Annotated in this window: 13 protein-coding genes; 5 read left to right on the forward strand and 8 right to left on the reverse strand. The window is 48.4% G+C overall.

The genetic code is table 11. The features are described from left to right. Positions 1 to 219: 219 nt before the first annotated feature. A complete protein-coding gene (locus LL912_RS01290; protein ID WP_235551746.1) occupies positions 220 to 1,227 on the forward strand; it encodes an aldo/keto reductase in 1,008 nt (335 codons plus the stop codon). Between the two features lie 97 nt (positions 1,228 to 1,324). Here the strand turns inward: LL912_RS01290 and LL912_RS01295 are convergent, their stop codons facing one another. From LL912_RS01295 to dcd, 3 genes are all read right to left on the reverse strand, one after another. After that, positions 1,325 to 2,164: a glycoside hydrolase family 16 protein gene (locus tag LL912_RS01295; RefSeq protein ID WP_235551747.1), complete on the reverse strand. Its 840-nt coding sequence runs from the start codon at positions 2,162 to 2,164 to the stop codon at positions 1,325 to 1,327. Between the two features lie 366 nt (positions 2,165 to 2,530). Beyond that, positions 2,531 to 3,856, reverse strand: a complete 1,326-nt coding sequence (locus tag LL912_RS01300) for a dihydrolipoamide acetyltransferase family protein (RefSeq protein WP_235551748.1) — start codon at positions 3,854 to 3,856, stop codon at positions 2,531 to 2,533. 116 nt (positions 3,857 to 3,972) lie between these two features. Further along, positions 3,973 to 4,509, reverse strand: a complete 537-nt coding sequence (dcd, locus tag LL912_RS01305) for a dCTP deaminase (protein WP_235551749.1) — start codon at positions 4,507 to 4,509, stop codon at positions 3,973 to 3,975. A 55-nt stretch (positions 4,510 to 4,564) separates the two neighbouring features. Between dcd and LL912_RS01310 the strand changes: the two genes are divergently transcribed. Further along, positions 4,565 to 5,173, forward strand: coding sequence for a 4'-phosphopantetheinyl transferase family protein (locus tag LL912_RS01310; RefSeq protein ID WP_235551750.1), 609 nt, complete (start codon positions 4,565 to 4,567; stop codon positions 5,171 to 5,173). A gap of 277 nt (positions 5,174 to 5,450) precedes the next feature. On the opposite strand, the gene recN is transcribed toward LL912_RS01310, so the two are convergent. From recN to LL912_RS01335, 5 genes are all read right to left on the reverse strand, one after another. Continuing rightward, a complete protein-coding gene (recN, locus tag LL912_RS01315) occupies positions 5,451 to 7,106 on the reverse strand; it encodes a DNA repair protein RecN (RefSeq protein ID WP_235551751.1) in 1,656 nt (551 codons plus the stop codon). 237 nt (positions 7,107 to 7,343) lie between these two features. Beyond that, positions 7,344 to 8,099 (reverse strand): zinc ribbon domain-containing protein, encoded by a 756-nt coding sequence (locus tag LL912_RS01320; RefSeq protein WP_235551752.1) that lies wholly within the window; start codon positions 8,097 to 8,099, stop codon positions 7,344 to 7,346. Positions 8,100 to 8,153: 54 nt separating this feature from the next. Continuing rightward, a complete protein-coding gene (locus LL912_RS01325) occupies positions 8,154 to 9,248 on the reverse strand; it encodes a Nif3-like dinuclear metal center hexameric protein (protein WP_235551753.1) in 1,095 nt (364 codons plus the stop codon). A 123-nt stretch (positions 9,249 to 9,371) separates the two neighbouring features. After that, complete coding sequence (locus LL912_RS01330; RefSeq protein WP_235551754.1) at positions 9,372 to 11,765, reverse strand: hypothetical protein; 2,394 nt, start codon at positions 11,763 to 11,765, stop codon at positions 9,372 to 9,374. A 109-nt stretch (positions 11,766 to 11,874) separates the two neighbouring features. After that, the gene (locus LL912_RS01335; protein WP_235551755.1) at positions 11,875 to 14,271 is read right to left on the reverse strand and encodes a hypothetical protein; all 2,397 of its coding nucleotides are present in this window, start codon (positions 14,269 to 14,271) and stop codon (positions 11,875 to 11,877) included. A gap of 201 nt (positions 14,272 to 14,472) precedes the next feature. Between LL912_RS01335 and LL912_RS01340 the strand changes: the two genes are divergently transcribed. From LL912_RS01340 to LL912_RS01350, 3 genes are all read left to right on the forward strand, one after another. Next, entirely contained in the window at positions 14,473 to 15,027 is a 555-nt protein-coding gene (locus LL912_RS01340; protein ID WP_235551756.1) for a nucleotide exchange factor GrpE, read from the forward strand. A 1-nt stretch (position 15,028) separates the two neighbouring features. Continuing rightward, positions 15,029 to 16,186, forward strand: coding sequence for a molecular chaperone DnaJ (gene dnaJ, locus LL912_RS01345; protein ID WP_235551757.1), 1,158 nt, complete (start codon positions 15,029 to 15,031; stop codon positions 16,184 to 16,186). 99 nt (positions 16,187 to 16,285) lie between these two features. Continuing rightward, positions 16,286 to 17,137 carry a DUF1835 domain-containing protein gene (locus tag LL912_RS01350; protein WP_235551758.1) on the forward strand — a complete coding sequence of 284 codons (852 nt, stop codon included), beginning with the start codon at positions 16,286 to 16,288 and terminating at the stop codon, positions 17,135 to 17,137. Positions 17,138 to 17,146: the final 9 nt, after the last annotated feature.

The raw sequence follows: 17,146 nt of genomic DNA on the forward strand, positions 1-17,146 counted from the left end.
AAAATCTCCGCTGATGACGCAGAAAGCGGGCAGAAAGATTTGCATAGATCCAGGGGAAAGCTCAGCGAAAATCAGCGGGAAATAGTCCCGCAGATGACGCAAATGAAACGCAGATAAGAATCATCTGCAAAAATCATCGAAAAAGATCTTCGTAGATCAGCGGGGGAATAATCTGTGCGTATCCGCGGGGGGAAAATAAAAATTTATAAAAATCAAATTATGGAATATAGAAAATTGGGAGACACAAACCTTGAACTATCCGTTATAACCCATGGTGCCTTTGCCATTGGCGGCCATATGTGGGGCGGTAATGAAAAACAGGATTCGATTAACTCCATCCACGCTTCATTGGACCATGGCGTTACTTCAATCGATACGGCACCGTTCTATGGCTTTGGCCTCAGTGAAGCATTGGTAGGCGATGCCATTAAAGGGAAAGATCGTTCCAGGATACAATTGCTGACCAAGTTCGGGCTGGTATGGGACGGCAGCAATAAGGGTAAGGGTGTGTTTTTCTTTGAAGCTACAGACAATGGTAACGCCCTCCCGGTTTATAAATATGCCTCCAGGGAAAATGTGATCAAAGAAACAGAAGCAAGCTTAACGCGCCTGGGGACGGATTATATCGACCTATTGCAGCTGCATTGGCCGGATGCCAGCACGCCCATCAGCGAAACCATGGAAGCCCTGGAGCTCCTGATACAGCAGGGTAAGATACGTGCCGCCGGTGTCAGCAATTACGATATAGCACAATTACAGGAAGCGGCGCAAACCCTGAAACCCGCCAGCAACCAGGTTTCCTACAGCATGCTCAACCGCAGTATCGAAAAAGACCTGGTGCCCTATGCCCTTGAAACACATACCGGCATTATTGCGTATAGCCCGATGGAGCGTGGCTTACTCACCGGGAAATATTTTAAGGAGCATCGTTTAACGAGCGATGATCATCGCAATGGTTATTTTACGCAGTTCGATCTGGAAAAAGTAAAGACCCTGTTGCAATCGATGGAACCCATAGCGAGGAATAAGGGTGCCACACTGGCACAACTGGTGTTGCGCTGGACGACTTTGCAACCGGGCATCAGCGTAGTGCTGGCAGGAGCAAGGAATGCTGCGCAGGCCATTGCAAATGCAGAAGCCATAAACCTGGAACTTAACCCGGAAGAGCTGCAATTGATTCACCAACAGCTTGCCGGTTTGCAACAACATAACACTGATCATTTATAAATACACATACAATAGAAGAGGACACCGCAATAAAGGGCTTTGGTCTTGCTAATCATGCAGGCATCACGGTAAAGGATCCTGGAAGATCAATTCATCATCACTGGTATACTTTTACCCAGTCAACGATCATCTGTACCGGCAGCTGTTGTGGGTTTACCTTACCCACCCAGTTACCACCCAGCTGTTGATCGACGAGGAGATAAAACGGCTGATCATAGGGCCACTGGCTGGCGTCCACCCCGGTAATGCGTGGGTAGGTAAAGGTTTCTTTTCCGTTTACGGTAAATATGATCTTATCGGGGAACCATTTAATGCCAAAGGTGTTAAAGCCATCCCTGTTAAAAGCCGCTGTTCCCGAATGCGGGGGGGTATGGGTTTGTTTAAGATCGAGCGTATAGTAGGAGTGGGTAGTCTGGTAAACCTTATGCTCGAAGTTCGGGTGCTCCATAATATCGATCTCACCATTTTTGGGATAAGCACCGTATTTATTTTGCTCTGCCAGCATCCACATGGCGGGCCAGGCGCCGGTGGCGCACTCCAGCTTTGCTCTTATTTCAATTTTGCCGTATTGAAAGGCAAACTTTCCCTTTGTATAAATACCACCGGTAATGAAGGGGCGGGGATCGGAAGCCGTATCCGGGTTGCGGATACCGCGCAGATAAATATACCCGCTGTCGATCCGAAAGCAATCGTTATGCGTGCTCATATGCTTGTTCCAGTCCGATTTGCCGGGCGGAATCCTTGTCCATTTACCGGTGTCCAGGTAGGGCTTGTTAAAATCATCCTTCCAGACCAGGGTCCATTTTTTTTCGGGCCGGTGTTGGTTTTGAAGATATACATACCCGGCGGAGCGTGTAAAGGGGCGGCTGCATGCCGTAGCCAGCAGGAGGAGTACCAGGGATAAAAGGAAAAACTGTTTTATGGTTGTCAATGACATCGGCAGGTAATTGAATAAAACGCAAGATAGCCACTCAGGCGGAGAAATAGCCCGGATGTGCAAACGGATGCACAGACCTGCTGGAAGCGTGGGGTAACGTTTTATTGATGTTTTTTTTATAAGCCGATGGCCGGCGGTTAAGCATGTGTTCCAGGTTCAATGTTCAACGTTTCAGGCGTGCCCGCCGTGGCGGGTTGGATACGTTTTATACTTGGTGTGGAATCCGTTTTTAGCTGTTTGCTTTCCACACTCAGCGATCAGTTTTCAGTTGATACCGCTGTGGATTCAGTCCCAGCATCAGACAAAATCCCCGTCGCCCAAGTCTTCCTATCTCCTGAAGCACAACTTGGAACATGGAACTTGAAACTAAATCTCTACCGGAACAAAGCTTTCCAACTCCTTGGCTACAGCACTGAGGAAGGTAGCGCCCAGTGCACCATCCACCACGCGGTGATCGTAGCTCATGCTCAGCACCATCATATGGCGGATGGCGATGCTGTCGCCCTGTGGGGTTTCTACCACAACGGGCCGTTTTTTTATGGCGCCTACGGCAAGGATCGCTACCTGCGGCTGGTTAATGATAGGGGTACCGGCAAGGCTGCCGAAGGTACCCACATTGGTGATGGTAAAAGTACCGCCCTGGGTATCTTCTGCCTTTAGCTTGTTGTTACGCGCGGCATCGGCCAGACCGTTCACACGTTTGGCCAGGCCCGTCAGGTTCAGCTGGTCGGCATTTTTGATCACGGGTACAATCAGGTTCCCGCTCGGAAGTGCCGTAGCCATCCCGATATTGATATCTTTTTTAATGATGATCCTGTCGCCGTCGATCGAACTGTTGATCAGTGGAAAACGCTTGATGCAACGGGTAATGGCCTCAATAAACAACGGCATAAAAGTGATCTTGGTGCCTTCCCGTTTTTCGAAATCTTTTTTTACTTTTTCCCGCCACATCACCATATTGGTAACATCGGCTTCGGAGAAGCTGGTTACATGCGGACTGGTCTGTTTGCTGCGCACCATATGTTCTGCGATCAGCTTGCGCATCCGGTCCATTTCAATGATCTCTACATTGCTGCCATGCCGGCTGATATCCAGCGTGCCGGCTTGTTGTGTTTCCCGGGCGCTGGCAGGTGCAACCGTTACAGCCTGGGTTGTAACCGGGGCTGCCGGTTGCTGACGGGAGCGGTTGGCCACATACTCCAGGATATCATTTTTGGTTACGCGGCCTTCCTTGCCGGTACCGGGTATCTGTTCCAGCTCACTCATGGAAATACCTTCGCTGGCGGCTATATTCAATACAAGGGGAGAATAAAATTTTGCGGAAGCCGATCCTGTGGCTGCCGGTTTGATGGTAGAAGAAACGACTTCGGCTTCCTGTGCCGGTTCGGTTACAACCGGCTCCGGCTGCCGGGCAGAAGTGGGTTCGGGTGCAATAGTTTCGCTGGCTGCACCTTCTGTGCGGATACGGGCGATGACCGTACCAATAGGTACCACATCATTTTCATTAAAAAGGATGGCTTCAATAATACCACTGGCTGTGCTGGGTACCTCACTATCTACTTTATCCGTAGCGATCTCCAGAACGGTTTCGTCCATTTCCACGGCATCACCCACCTGCTTCAACCATTTTAAGATGGTTGCTTCCATTATGCTTTCTCCTAATTTGGGCATCACCAGATCCTCTAAAGCCATAGAACAATTGTATTTATTGAATAAATTTAGTTTAAAATGCTCAGCCGCTGCAAAAATAGTGATTTGGTTCCTAACTTTCGTTTGTTAGCGGTTGTAAAAGGCCTGAAGTGAACGGGTTAAAACTTATTTTTCCACATCATGCTTTCGATGGGGCGGTCCGGCTGACTGCTGTATTTGGCGTTTTGCTTCTGGTTGTATTTGACTTCAATTTCACCTTCAACGGGAAAATAGATCAGCTGGCCGATGGGCATGCCTTTATAGATTTTTACCGGTTGTTTTACAGAGATTTCCAGCGTCCAGTGACCGCAAAAGCCCACATCTCCTTTACCGGCAGTGGCATGAATGTCGATGCCCAGGCGGCCGGTAGAAGATTTACCCTCCAGGAAGGGTACATGCGCATGCGCTTCGGTATATTCGAGGGTAACGCCCAGGTAGAAAATATGGGGATAGAGCACAAAACCTTCATCGGGGATTTCAAAATAAGCGATCTCATTGTGTTGCTTTGCATCCAGCTGGTGGTTTTTGTAAGTAGCCAGCCAGGCGCCCAGGTGCACATCATACGAGTTACTGCCCAGGCAACCCCGGTCGTAGGGTTTAATGAGAATAGTGCCCTTCTCCATTTCTTCCAGTATGCGCAGGTCCGATAAGATCATGAGTTGTACTTTGTGAAATCCTTAACTTGCACAAATTAAGTGAATCCGATTATTTATGCCCGTTATTTTTCAAGAAGAAATTAACAATAACACAAGGTTGGGGATCTGGAAGATTGAGGAAGCACCGGACTTCTTCCGGGAAAAGGTGCCGCTGCACCGGGCGGTGACGCATCCGCATAAAATGCTGCAGCACCTGGCCGGCCGTTTTTTATTACAATATTTGTTTCCCGGGTTCCCGTACCACCTGATCCAGATCGCGGAAACGCGGAAGCCCTTCCTGCCGGACGAAGTCTTTCATTTTTCCATTTCGCATTGCGGCGATTATGCAGCAGCGATTGTAAGCCGGGAGCGGCGGGTGGGGATTGATATTGAAATTCCGGTGGAGAAGGTGGTGAGCATCCGGCATAAATTCATTAGCCCCGCAGAAATGGAATTACTGAACCCGCTTTCCATGGAAGAATATACGCAGGTATGGTCGGCCAAAGAAGCGGTGTATAAATGGTATGGATTGGGTAAGGTAGATTTCAGGGAACATATCCGGATTACGGGATATAATGATCTGCGGTCTGCCTTTGATTGCCGTTTTATGCTTACGGATAGTCACTTAAACGTGCACCTGCAGCAGCTTTCAGGCCTTTGTTTGAGTTATGTGGTGTCGGAGTAGCAATACCCGTTTAAAGTTCCCGGTCAGGTATCAGCTATCAGTTATCAGTCTTCAGCTTTCGTTTTTCAGATGATTACGATACGGAATAAAAATCTATACCACGATGGGCAGACCAGGAACATTAAACCTGAAATAACTCCATAGTCCCCCAGTCTACATGTCCCCCCAAAAAGCAAGAACAATAATGAATAGCCGAATACATCATCGAATATGAAACGGATCTAACCCGCCACGGCGGGCACACCTGAGACTTTAAACCTCAAACCTGAAGCAAAATTTACGCCTGTACCATTTCCCTTGCATTTTCTAACGCCGCGGCAGTGGGTTTTTCGCCGCTGAGCATTTTTGCAATGGCCGTGATCCGTTCTTCGGTATCCAGTTGCCGCATGCCGGTACGCACCTGTTGGCCGGATACTTCCTTGTAAACAAAATAATGGGCATCCGCACGCCCGGCAATCTGTGGCTGATGGGTAATGCAGATCACCTGGCGGCTGGTGGCCAGGTCCTTCATGATAATGCCTACCTGTTTGGCGGCTTCACCGGAGATACCGGTATCAATTTCGTCGAAGATGAGGGTAGGGAGGTTCATACGCTGGGCCACCAGGCTTTTGATGCAAAGCATCAGGCGGCTTAATTCACCACCGCTGGCCACTTTATTCACCGGTTTAAACTGTCCGCTTTTGTTGGCATCAAATAAGAAATCCACTGCATCTGCTCCCTGGGCGCCCAGGGATTTTTTCTCAAAAGCAACCCGGAGCGCCGCATTAGGCATGCCTACCTGGGTAAGCAATGCATCCACTTTTTTCTCAAACGGGGCGATCTGTTTTTTACGGGCTTCAGAGATCTTTTGCGCAAGAGCTTCCGCCGACTGGCGACGCTGTTCCGTAGCGGCTTCCAGGGCGGTTATATCTTCCTGGATATGGGCTACTCCCTGCAATTTTTCTTCCAGTTGTTTTTGAAGCGCCAGCAATTCATTGGTAGCATGTACCCCGTGTTTTTTTTGCAATTTATATCCAAGTGAAAGCCGGTCGCTCAACGCCTCTATCTTTTCCGGATCGTAGTGGATGCCGTTGCTGATGTGCTCCAGTTCTGAAGCGATATCCTGCAATTCTACCTGTGCACTGTTTAGCCGGCTTACCAGGTCCGGCAGGTCTTTATGAAAGTTGCTGTAGTTACCCAGCAGGTGTGCGATGCTTTTTAACTGCTGTATCAATGGTTGTTCGCCCTCTTCCAGTTCACTGTATGCCCGGCCCAATGCGCCTTTAATCCCTTCGGAGTTGGAAAGGAGTTTGAGGGAAGCGTCGATCTCTTCCAGTTCGTTTTCCCGGAAGTTGGCCTCTGCCAGTTCATCGTATTGAAACTGGTTATAGTCGCTTTCTTTGTCCAGCTGTGCCTGCTGCTCTTTCAGATGCTCCAGCTTTTTTTTGTGTTGCTGCCATTCAGCAAATGCTAACCGGTAATCGCCGATCAGTTTTGCATTGTTTGCCAGCGCATCCAGCACATGCACCTGGAAGCCGGTATCGCCCAGTTGAAGGGTGTCAAATTGCTGGTGCAGGTCTACCAGCAGGGAGCTTAGTTGCTGCAGCTGCGCCAGGTTTACCGGGGTGTCGTTAATAAAGGCGCGGCTTTTGCCATTGACGCCGATCTCCCGCCGGATCGTAATTTCAGGGGAGGGGTCGAGATCGTTGGCTTCCAGGAATTGCGTGATCTCGCTTACCGTTCCGGGAGTAAATAATCCCTCGATAATGCATTTTTTTTCTTTGTCTACCAGGGCTGCTGTATCAGCTCGTTCCCCGAGTATGAGCGATAATGCACCCAATATAATCGATTTTCCTGCACCGGTTTCGCCGGTCACAATATTCATCCCGTTAGAGAACCGGATCTCCAGGCTATCGATGATTACGTAGTTCCTGATATGTAGTTGTTTCAACATCGGAAGGCAAATTAAGAAAAACAACGCTCAAATCTCCATTCTCCATTCCCAATTTTCTGCGGGCAACCTGTGTTTAAATGCTGTGCAGGATATCGTTACGGGTTTGGCAGAAACAAGCGACTGCAAATATTCCAACGCGGTCAGCAGCCGCCGGCAATGCGGAAAAATAAAAACCCCCATTCTTGCAAATGGGGGAAAATAAAAAAGCCTGTCTGCAGGCAGACAGGAAAAAAGAATTTATTTTACTTCAACGTTGTTGTGCAGTTCTTCATCCACTAGGATGCGGCCGCAATTTTCACAAGCGATGATTTTCTTATGTTGTTTGATTTCGCTTTGCTTTTGAGGAGGGATGGCGTAAAAACATCCGCCGCAGGCATCGCGCACTACCGGTACCACCGCCAGTCCGTTGCGGAAATTACCGCGGATCTTTTCGTAGCTGGCCAACAGTCGGGGTTCTACATTTTCCTTGGCTGCTTCGGAAAGTTTCTGGTATTCTTTCTCTTCTTTTTCGTTGGCAGAGATGATCTTTTCGAGTTCGGTCTTTTTCAGATCCAGCACACCTTCTTTAGCACCCAGGTTCTTTTTGGCTTTTTCCAGTAGTACTACTTTTTCAGAAATTTCTTCATTCGCGTCTTTAATATGCTTTTCAGCCAGTTTGATCTCCAGCTGTTGCATTTCGATCTCTTTGTTGATGGCCTCAAATTCGCGGTTGTTTTTTACATTCTCGCTGTCCTTCTCGTATTTTTTAATCAGCTCCTCCGATTCCTTGATTGCCGCTTTCCGTTCTTCAATGAATTCTGTAACGCCGTTGATCTCTTCTTCAATGCGTGTTTGCCGGGAGTGCAATCCCTGGATCTCATCCTCCAGATCAGCTACTTCCATGGGCAGCTCACCTTTTAAAATTTTGATCTCATCCAACTTGCTGTCAATTTTTTGCAGGTTGATCAGGGAGCCCAGTTTTTCTTCAATTGAAAACTCTTTAATTTGTGGCATATGTTTCTTACTGTTTGAATGTGTTTTAAAAATCAGGCAATTAAAAAATCCGCGTTACAAATAGTGCACGGGATTGGTATTGATTGCTGTTTTAAGGACGGCAAAGTTAGGGATTTTTTCCTGTAAAACGTGTTGGAGCAAATCTATGGTAAACTGCTCGCTTTCGTAATGCCCGATGTCGGCCAGCAGGATTTTCCCATCGGCATCAAAGAATTCATGGTATTTGATATCTGCACTAACGTATGCATCTGATCCTGAATTGATTGCAGCTTTCGTTAAAAAGCTGCCGGCGCCCCCGCAGATGCTTACTTTTTTCACCTTTTTACCCAGCGGCGCCGTATGCCGCACTATTGCAAGATTGAAGACTGTTTTCAGTTTTCGCAGGAAATCGGCTTCATCCAGTGCCTCCTGAAATTGCCCGGTAATACCGGCACCTACTCCCTGATGGAGGTTGTTCAACGAAATGGTTTCATACGCAACTTCTTCATAGGGGTGATTTTCCTTCAGTGCCGCCAGGATCTTATTTTTCAGGTAAAAGGGGTACAGGATCTCTATTTTTAGCTCTTCGGCCTCGTGCCGTACCCCGATTTCCCCGGTAAAAGGTTGGGCATTGTTTCCCGGAAGGAACGTGCCTTTCCCGGTGGCGCTAAAGCTGCATTCGCGGTAGTTACCGATTTCGCCGCCGCCGGCGGCAAAAATGGCGGATCGTACCTTTTCCGCATATTCCGGGGGAACAAAGAAATAAAGCTTTTCGAGTTGCCGTTCCTTTGGCGCCAGCAGCTGCAGGCGGGTCAATCCCAGCTTTTTTGCAATCATCCCGTTTACACCGTGCAACACATTATCCAGGTTTGTATGAATGGCATAGATGGCAATATCCTGTTTGATGGCTTTGATGAGGGTGCGCTCCACATAATTATTGCCATTGATCTTCTTTATTCCGGAAAAGACGATGGGGTGGTGGGCCACTACCAGGTTGCAGTTTTTTTCGACAGCTTCGTCTATTACTGCTTCTACCGCATCCAAACAGCAGAGTACACCGGTGCATTGCCAATCGGGCCGGCCTGTCAGTAAACCGGCATTATCATAACTTTCCTGCAGGGCAGGAGGAGCAAGGGCTTCAAGCGTTTTTATAATGGAACCGATGGTCATATAAAAAGTTTGGCAATAAAGATAAGCCCCGCAGAATTTAAAATGACCAATAAGGAATTTTAAATTTAAAAATAAAACCCCGCTTATTACTGCACCAGTTCTACATTTTATATTCCTTATTTTTTATTTTACAATGTATTTCTGTCCTGGTTCCACATAACGCTCCAGCATCATCAATTTCCCTGTAGTGGTGATGCCTTCAGCTACAATTTTAAACCGTTTGGTGCGGTCGTTATTGTAAAAGGTAACGGGAATGCGCTGATCTTTTCCGGAGATGAATATTTCCGGTTCCCAGTCGAGTGTAAGCCGGTAATCATTATAAGAGTTTTCTGCCGGTTTTGCATAGTCGGGCGCGTAAAACTCCTTCATGATGCTGTAGCCTTCATAATCCACGATCGTGGCGGAAGATTCCATCGCATGGTTGAGTTCGTCGCCGCGCTTGGTATATACCGCCAACACGCCACCGGAACCGCCGCCGGGAGCTCCTACAAAATTGGGGAATACTTTTACCAGCGCAATATCGGAGGGCGGAATGGCTTCGATCATGCCGGCGTCTGTGGGTACTTCATCCATGTACAGCTGCATGGGCTGCCGGGTTCCTGCCTGCCGGTAATAGAGCCGGTAATTCCCGAATTGCCCGCCGCGTTCAATCGTCAAACTAGGAACGCGTCCCTGCAGGTAATCGAAAATGTTCTGGTTGGGAATAAATTCCCGTGTGAGGTCGATGGTACGGGCATTGATACCGCCTGCAAATAAACCACTCATATACCGTTCTTCCAGTTTTTGCAGCCGCGTTTTGGTGCCCAGCACTACCACGCTGTCCAGCATCACACCCTCGCCGCGGGTATAATCAAAATAAGCGGTACTCATTTTGGAGGCAAGGGCATTGCCGGTAGCCTGTAAGGGATCATAAGGAATCGCTAGGGGAGGTAGTGCATACGAACGAGTCAGCGAGTCGGCATTCAGTTTTATCGTAAGAAATTTATTTTTCTTCCCCATCACGTCGCTGAACAATACCCGGGCTTTGTTAAAAAAGATCATCGAGTCCATTTTAAAGCGGCCTTCGGCGTCGGTTTTAACCATTTGAAGACTGCGGCCCGAATCGGTGGCTACCCAAACCAGCAGATCCCGGTCTGAAAAGGATTTACCGGATCCGGCGATGGTAGCTTTGCCGGAAAGACTGATAAAGCCCGGGTCCTTATGTTGTGGCTCCGGCTGGGTGTTGGCAGCCACATCGGTCCACTTAAACCGTCGCCATCCATTGGTCAGCATCAGAAGTTCTGCTGCTTCGGCTGCGCCGGGATCATTACTGAAATAATAGCGCGGTTCATGCACATATCCCGGAATATCACTGGTAAGCAGGAAGCTGCTGTAAATGTTTTGCGGGCGGTAGGCTCCGGACTCGTAACCGGCATCGGTGACCGAAACGGAAAAGTTACCGGTGACGCTATCCGGCAGTATAATGCTGAAATGGTTTTTTTTACGGGGAGCATTATTCAACGTATCGGCCCTGAAGCTTGCCGGCAGTATATATTCTTTGTTATTAATAAAAGTCAGTCGCTCTGCCAGAGGCATACCGTCTTTGTTGAAAAAGGTTACCTGTAACACGCCGGATGGAAGGTTGCCGGTTTGGATAATGCCGCTGATCTTGTTGCCTGTGGCGGCCAGTGCCTGTTTAAACACCACCTGGTGCTGGATCTGGCCAACCATATAAGCGGGGGTTTGCCGGCTGCCGCTGTAATTTAGACTGAAGGTTTTGGCGTTGTTGCCGTTCTTTAGCTGAAGTGCCAGGCCTTCCGGATTACTTTGGGGAAGATTCACCGGAGGCTGCCCGGCAATGAATGCGTGATACTGTATACCTGTCACGGGGGTTAAAATGAATTGTCCCATACCGTCATGCCGGCTGATAAATGTAGTAGTGCGCCGGTTCTGTTCATCCCGGATCTCTCCGGAAACCGGTACCGGCAGCCCGTTGGCATCAACGGCCTTAAAGGCCATGTTATTGGGGAAACCCGAAACCAGGTTGCCGCCTTCCGGGAAAAAACGCAGTGCTACTGCGGAAGCGGCAGCGGAGGGCGCCGTCCGTGGTTTATTGCGTCCGTAAATCTGGATTCGTTGCGAAAACAGGTAGCGCTTGTCAAAATTCAGCATCAGGGGCGTATAGGCCCTTAGCTGGTAGGAGCCGGTCGGCAGGGAATCTGGCAAATCGAACTGGCCGTAAGAAAGTGCCCCGAAAACCGGAACGATCTTTTTAATGACCAGGTCAGACCGGTTGTTTAAGAGTTCTACAAATAACGTGGAATTTGCCGCTGAGGGCAGAAAACCGGACATAAAATAGGCCTTGAACCAAAGGGTTTGTCCCGAAAAATAGGCCTCCCGATCGAGTTGCAGGTAGGTTTTTTCTATGGGATTTTTTTCATTCCATGTGTTCAGCCGGTCTGCGAAATCCTGTCCGGATGCCGGGGCAGTGCTGATAACAAGCAGCAGCACCGCAATGAGTTTAAAAAAGCGCATCATTACCTGATGTTTTATAAGAAAATTACAAAATAATCTGCAAATGGTTTTCAAACTGCAGCTATTTTGAGATGCGCTTTTTACCGCTGTTACACAACGGTTGCCCGGGAAATCAGTTGCCTCCGACCGTTTTTTCGATCATCAGCATCCGGCCATCGTTGGTAACGCCTTCGATCACTACTCTAAAGCGTTTGCTGCGGTCGTTATTGTAAAAAACAACGGGAACCTTCGGATTGATATTGGCCAGGTAAATATCCGGAAGCCATGCCAGGGTTAAACGATCGTCCGGTTTCGATGGATCTACATTTTTAAGATCGTAGTCCGGCGCATAAAATTGTTTGATGATGGAATAGCCCCTGTAGATCACGATATCCGTAGCTGCATCGGTGCTGGCCGCCAGATCGGCTCCTTTTTTCATATAGATGGCCAGGGCGCTACCACCTCCGGCTGTACCCACAAAATTACCCATTACTTTTACGAAGGCGATCTGGTTTACGGGGATGGATTCAATAAAAACCGGGTCCGTTTGCATTTCGTCCAGGTAAAGGGCCATTTTTCCGTTACCCAAACCCCCATCCCGGTAGCGTACAACGTATTGCCCTTCAGCATCCCGGCTTACTGTTACTCCGGGTATCCGCCCCTGGATGTATTCAAAGATATTCATGCTGCCGCCGGGCTCGTTCCGCAGGTCCAGGATCCTGGAATTGATCCCGCCGGAGAACAGCCCGCTGGTGTATTCATCTTCCAGCTTTTCCTTGTCTGATTTCTGACGTCCCTTCACCGTTACGTTTTTCAGGGTCAGGCCTTCTGCTTTCATATAGTCGTTATAAGCCTCCATCATTTTTTCCTCCACCTGTGTATTGAGTGTGTCCCTGAAGGGGATGCGGATCAGCGGTATCTGGAAATTGCGGCGCAGGGAATCGCCTTCCATCTGAACTTTTATGTATTTGCTTTTAGCTCCCTTTGTATCCGCAAAAAGAATCCGCATTTTTTCGTAGAAAATCGTGGAGTCTATGCTGAATCTGCCTGTTGAGTCCGTTGTAATAGGTTTAAAAGGTCCGTTTTTACCCTGCAGTGTATCAACCGGGCGCATCATCATTATCAGGTCTTTATTGGCAAAGGCTTTGCGCGTGCCTTCTATGTTTACTTTTCCGGCCAGGCGGATATAACCCGCATCCCGGTATTGAGGGGCCGGCAGGGTGTTGCTGGCTACCTCGCTCCATTTAAACCGGGTCCAGCCATTGGTCATCATCACCAGGTCCAGCGCATTTTTTACAGAATCTGCATCCGACCGGAAATAATAGGCCGGGTTATGAATATATCCCCTAAGATTACTATTGAGCAGGAAGCCGGAATAAATATTCAGCGGACGATACGCGTCGGTTTCATAATCCGCATCGGTAACGGAAACACTAAAATTGCCGATGATGGTATCTTTTAACTGAAAGCTAAAATGGTTCTTTTGATGAGCGGTGGTGTTGAGGGTGTCTGTTACCAGTTCGCCGGGCAGTATGTATTCTTTATTATTGACAAACGTGAGCCGCTCGGCCAGGGGCATATGATCCTTGTTAAACACGGTAACATGCAGGATACCGGACAGCAGGTTGTTGGTTTGAATAACGCCGCCGAGGAGGTCCTTGCCGGACTGAAGCGGCTGTTTAAAAATTACCTGGTTTTCCATCTGCCCGATCATATAAGCCGCGCGGAATTCCGGTGGCAATCCCTGGGGATGCTCAATTTTGAATTGTTTTCCTTTGGAGGAATTGATAATGCTGAACGTGATCCCTTTGGTAGTTGCTGCCGGTAATGCGTATTGTTTGGATGGCGCCTGGTCCAGTACCACGTAATAGGTTTCATCTGTTTGGGGTACAATGGTGAGCAGGCCCATGCCGTCGTGCCGGGTGGTAACAGCAGCGATGACCTCTCCCTTATTGTTTTTCAGCTGCCCGGATACATTTACCGGAAATCCGTTTTGATCTACCGCTTTAAATGCCACATTGTTCAAAAGAGTATTGACGAGGTTGCCGCCTTCGGGAAAGAACTGGAGGCTGATGGCAGCGGCTGTTTCTGCGTTTTTTGTTTCCTTGTTTGTTGTTCCAAATATTTCAATGCGTTTGTTATACACAAAACCTGGTTGGTTCAGCATCAGGGGGGCGTAGGCACGTAACTGATAAGAACCTGAAGGGAAATTTTCGGGGATCTCCACCTGTCCGAACGAAATGCCCAGATAAGCCGGGAATACCTGCCGCGACACAACGGTTGATTTCTTATCGAGCAGTTCTATATACACAGAAGAATTTTTGGTGCTGGGCATATAATCCGACAAAAAATAGGCCTTAAACCAGATCGATTGTCCTGCTATATACGATTCCCGGTCGAGATGGAGATACAGCTTCTCGATGGTGTTTTTTGTTGCCCAGTTGTCGAGTGTTTCTTCCAGTGTTTGCGCGTTTGCGGCAAAAAAGCAGCAGATGGTGATAACGAAAACGAACAGCTTTTTCAGACTCATTGAGATTAGTGTTATTTTTGGGAATTGAAACTACTGATTTTTTGACTTACAAAAATCATAAAGGCTTAAAACAGAGGCAGTTTTTTTTGAAACCCTTCTTTTTGGGAAAATGTTCCTAAAAATAACCGCCATTTTGTCTCTACATATGTATTGGCAGTATTATTGTCTACATTGGTTTGCCAACTAAAATAAATAAGAAATATGAATGAAAATACGCAACTTCCTGAGGAAGAGAATAATGGTTTGAATATCAATGCTGATGAAAATGTTAGCGGAACGGAACATTTGACAGATCCGTTGGCGGAATCTGACCAGGAGGCACTGGAGGCTGAGCTGCGCGAAAGCAAGGACAAATACATCCGCCTGGCGGCTGAATTTGACAATTTCAGAAAAAGAACGGCAAAAGAGCGGATCGAATTATTTCAGACCGCTGGCCGGGAGGTGATTACGGATCTTTTAGATGTACTGGACGATGCAGACCGCGCCCTGGCGGAACTGGAAAAATCGAATGACAATACAGCCGTTAAAGAAGGGGTAAAGCTGGTTTTTAATAAGCTCCGGAATGTGTTACAGGCAAAGGGATTGAAACCGATGGAAGCGGTTGGAAAGGATTTTAATCCGGATCTTTTTGAAGCCATTACCGAAATTCCTGCTCCCAGCGCAGAGCTGAAGGGTAAGGTAGTGGACGAAGTAACGAAAGGCTACTATCTGAATGATAAAATTATCCGTCACGCAAAAGTTGTAGTAGGTAAATAAAATGTCAAAAAGAGATTATTACGAGGTCCTGGGTGTTTCCAAATCTGCGTCTGCAGACGAAATAAAAAAAGCCTATCGTAAAGTAGCGATGCAGTTTCACCCCGACCGGAATCCGGGTGATAAGGCTGCGGAAGACAAGTTTAAGGAAGCGGCCGAGGCTTATGAAATTCTGAGCGATGCGGATAAGCGGGCTCAGTACGACCGGTTTGGTCATGCCGGTGTAAGTGGCAACGGTCGTGGTTTTGGCGGTGGCATGAATATGGACGATATCTTCAGCCAGTTTGGGGATGTTTTCGGAGAGGATCTGTTCGGCAGCTTTTTTGGTGGCGGGCGCGCCGGCCGGCAGGGACAGCGGGCAAGAGGCGTAAGAGGCAGTAACCTGCGTGTAAAACTGAAACTGAGTTATGAAGAGGTCGCCAAAGGCGTTACTAAAAATATCAAGGTAAAAAAATATGTAAGCTGTACCACCTGCGGCGGCAGCGGTGCCAAGGATAAGGGCAGCGTACAAACCTGCAGTACCTGTCAGGGTTCGGGCCAGGTGCGCCGCGTACAAAATACCTTCCTGGGACAAATGCAGACGGTAACTACCTGTCCGACCTGTAATGGGGAAGGAACCACCATCACCGCAAAATGCGGCAGCTGTAAAGGTGAGGGAAGGGTATACGCGGAAGAAACGATTACCATCGACGTTCCTGCCGGGGTACAGGCCGGGATGCAGTTAAGCGTAAGCGGCAAGGGAAATGCCGGGGAGCGCGGAGGTGCCGCCGGTGATCTGATTGTGCTGATTGAAGAAGAAGCACATAAAGAATTGCACCGTGAAGGGCTGAACGTAGCCTACGACCTGCATATTTCCTTTACCGATGCGGTTTTTGGTACCAGCCTGGAAGTGCCTACTATCGACGGCCGGGCAAAAATCAAAATTCCGCCCGGCACGCAGAGCGGTAAAATATTCCGGTTAAAGGGCAAGGGTTTCCCCAATGTACACGCACATTACGAAAAGGGAGACCAGCTGATTCAGGTAAATGTGTGGACACCGCAGCAACTGACTGATGAAGAAAAGGAGCTGTTGGAAAGACTTTCGGAATCGTCCAACCTGAAACCGCAGCCTGAAAAGGCCGAAAAAGGCTTCTTTGATAAAATAAGGGACCTGTTCAGCTAGGTTCGGAAATCCCGGAAGGCAACTTTATTCCAGCCTTAAACCCGTCTTGGGTTTGAGGCTGTTTTGTTTTAGATTTGCGGCCACTATAAAACACAAAAGATGATCCATATCGTATTTAACCAGGTGGAGGTGGAACTGATGCAGCAGGTGATTGCGCTCGATGAAACCCTGCAGGGACCCGTGGTGCAGATCCGGGATGATTTTGCCGTAGGCCCGCTTGCCGGCCTGGATACAGAGGAGGGGTGGCAGGCCCGGGTGGAATGGTGGCGCGAACTGCTAAAAGGATCGCCTTATCCGGACGAGCTGGCAGGCAGTTTCGACGACCGGAAAACGGTAGCTGCTTTGAAAGCGCAACTGACTGCCGATCCGGAAGAGGTAATCTGGATATGGATGGGACAAAACCAGCACGATGTAAGCGGCTATTACTGGCTCATTCCTCAACTGAAGGAATTCCAGGGGCGCATCCTGGTATTGTATATGAATAACCTACCGTTTATTAATGATAAAGGCCAGATCTTTTACCCCTCCTGGCTGTCGGAGATCCGCCCATCGGAATTTTTAAAGGCCAGAAAGCTGGCGCGGCCGGTAACTTTAAGTGAGTTTGAAATAGACCCCGACGAATGGAATAAACTGGTTCAGGAAAATGCGCTGGTACGGATCCTGGAAGGCGGCAAAAAGATCGCAGGCCGTGATACTTCGTTTTATGACGAAGAAATTTTAAAGAATCTTACCGGGGAATGGCAAAAGGCCACGCGGGTGCTATCCAACACCCTGAACCGGATGAAGATCAAAACCGGCGATGTGTTTATCATGTGGCGGATGAAGGAATTGATCGCCGCCGGGAAAATAACCACAGAAGGAGAAACCGATAAAGACTGGAAAAGCTTTGATGTACGGCTGGCTGGAAAAAAGGAAATAGCAGAAGGGCCCATTACGGATGCCGGATCCTGAACCGGGAAA

Source organism: Niabella agricola (genome assembly GCF_021538615.1).
Taxonomy (GTDB): domain Bacteria; phylum Bacteroidota; class Bacteroidia; order Chitinophagales; family Chitinophagaceae; genus Niabella; species Niabella agricola.

What these genes read in the sequence shown, in the direction of transcription:
- LL912_RS01310 (WP_235551750.1), top strand. Translation starts at nt 4,565, where the DNA reads ATGCCCGTTATTTTTCAAGAAGAAATTAACAATAACACAAGGTTGGGG.
- LL912_RS01335 (WP_235551755.1), bottom strand. Translation starts at nt 14,271, where the DNA reads ATGAGTCTGAAAAAGCTGTTCGTTTTCGTTATCACCATCTGCTGCTTT.
- LL912_RS01350 (WP_235551758.1), top strand. Translation starts at nt 16,286, where the DNA reads ATGATCCATATCGTATTTAACCAGGTGGAGGTGGAACTGATGCAGCAG.
- LL912_RS01320 (WP_235551752.1), bottom strand. Translation starts at nt 8,099, where the DNA reads ATGCCACAAATTAAAGAGTTTTCAATTGAAGAAAAACTGGGCTCCCTG.
- LL912_RS01295 (WP_235551747.1), bottom strand. Translation starts at nt 2,164, where the DNA reads ATGTCATTGACAACCATAAAACAGTTTTTCCTTTTATCCCTGGTACTC.
- LL912_RS01340 (WP_235551756.1), top strand. Translation starts at nt 14,473, where the DNA reads ATGAATGAAAATACGCAACTTCCTGAGGAAGAGAATAATGGTTTGAAT.
- LL912_RS01290 (WP_235551746.1), top strand. Translation starts at nt 220, where the DNA reads ATGGAATATAGAAAATTGGGAGACACAAACCTTGAACTATCCGTTATA.
- LL912_RS01330 (WP_235551754.1), bottom strand. Translation starts at nt 11,765, where the DNA reads ATGATGCGCTTTTTTAAACTCATTGCGGTGCTGCTGCTTGTTATCAGC.
- recN (WP_235551751.1), bottom strand. Translation starts at nt 7,106, where the DNA reads ATGTTGAAACAACTACATATCAGGAACTACGTAATCATCGATAGCCTG.
- LL912_RS01300 (WP_235551748.1), bottom strand. Translation starts at nt 3,856, where the DNA reads ATGGCTTTAGAGGATCTGGTGATGCCCAAATTAGGAGAAAGCATAATG.
- dcd (WP_235551749.1), bottom strand. Translation starts at nt 4,509, where the DNA reads ATGATCTTATCGGACCTGCGCATACTGGAAGAAATGGAGAAGGGCACT.
- LL912_RS01325 (WP_235551753.1), bottom strand. Translation starts at nt 9,248, where the DNA reads ATGACCATCGGTTCCATTATAAAAACGCTTGAAGCCCTTGCTCCTCCT.
- dnaJ (WP_235551757.1), top strand. Translation starts at nt 15,029, where the DNA reads ATGTCAAAAAGAGATTATTACGAGGTCCTGGGTGTTTCCAAATCTGCG.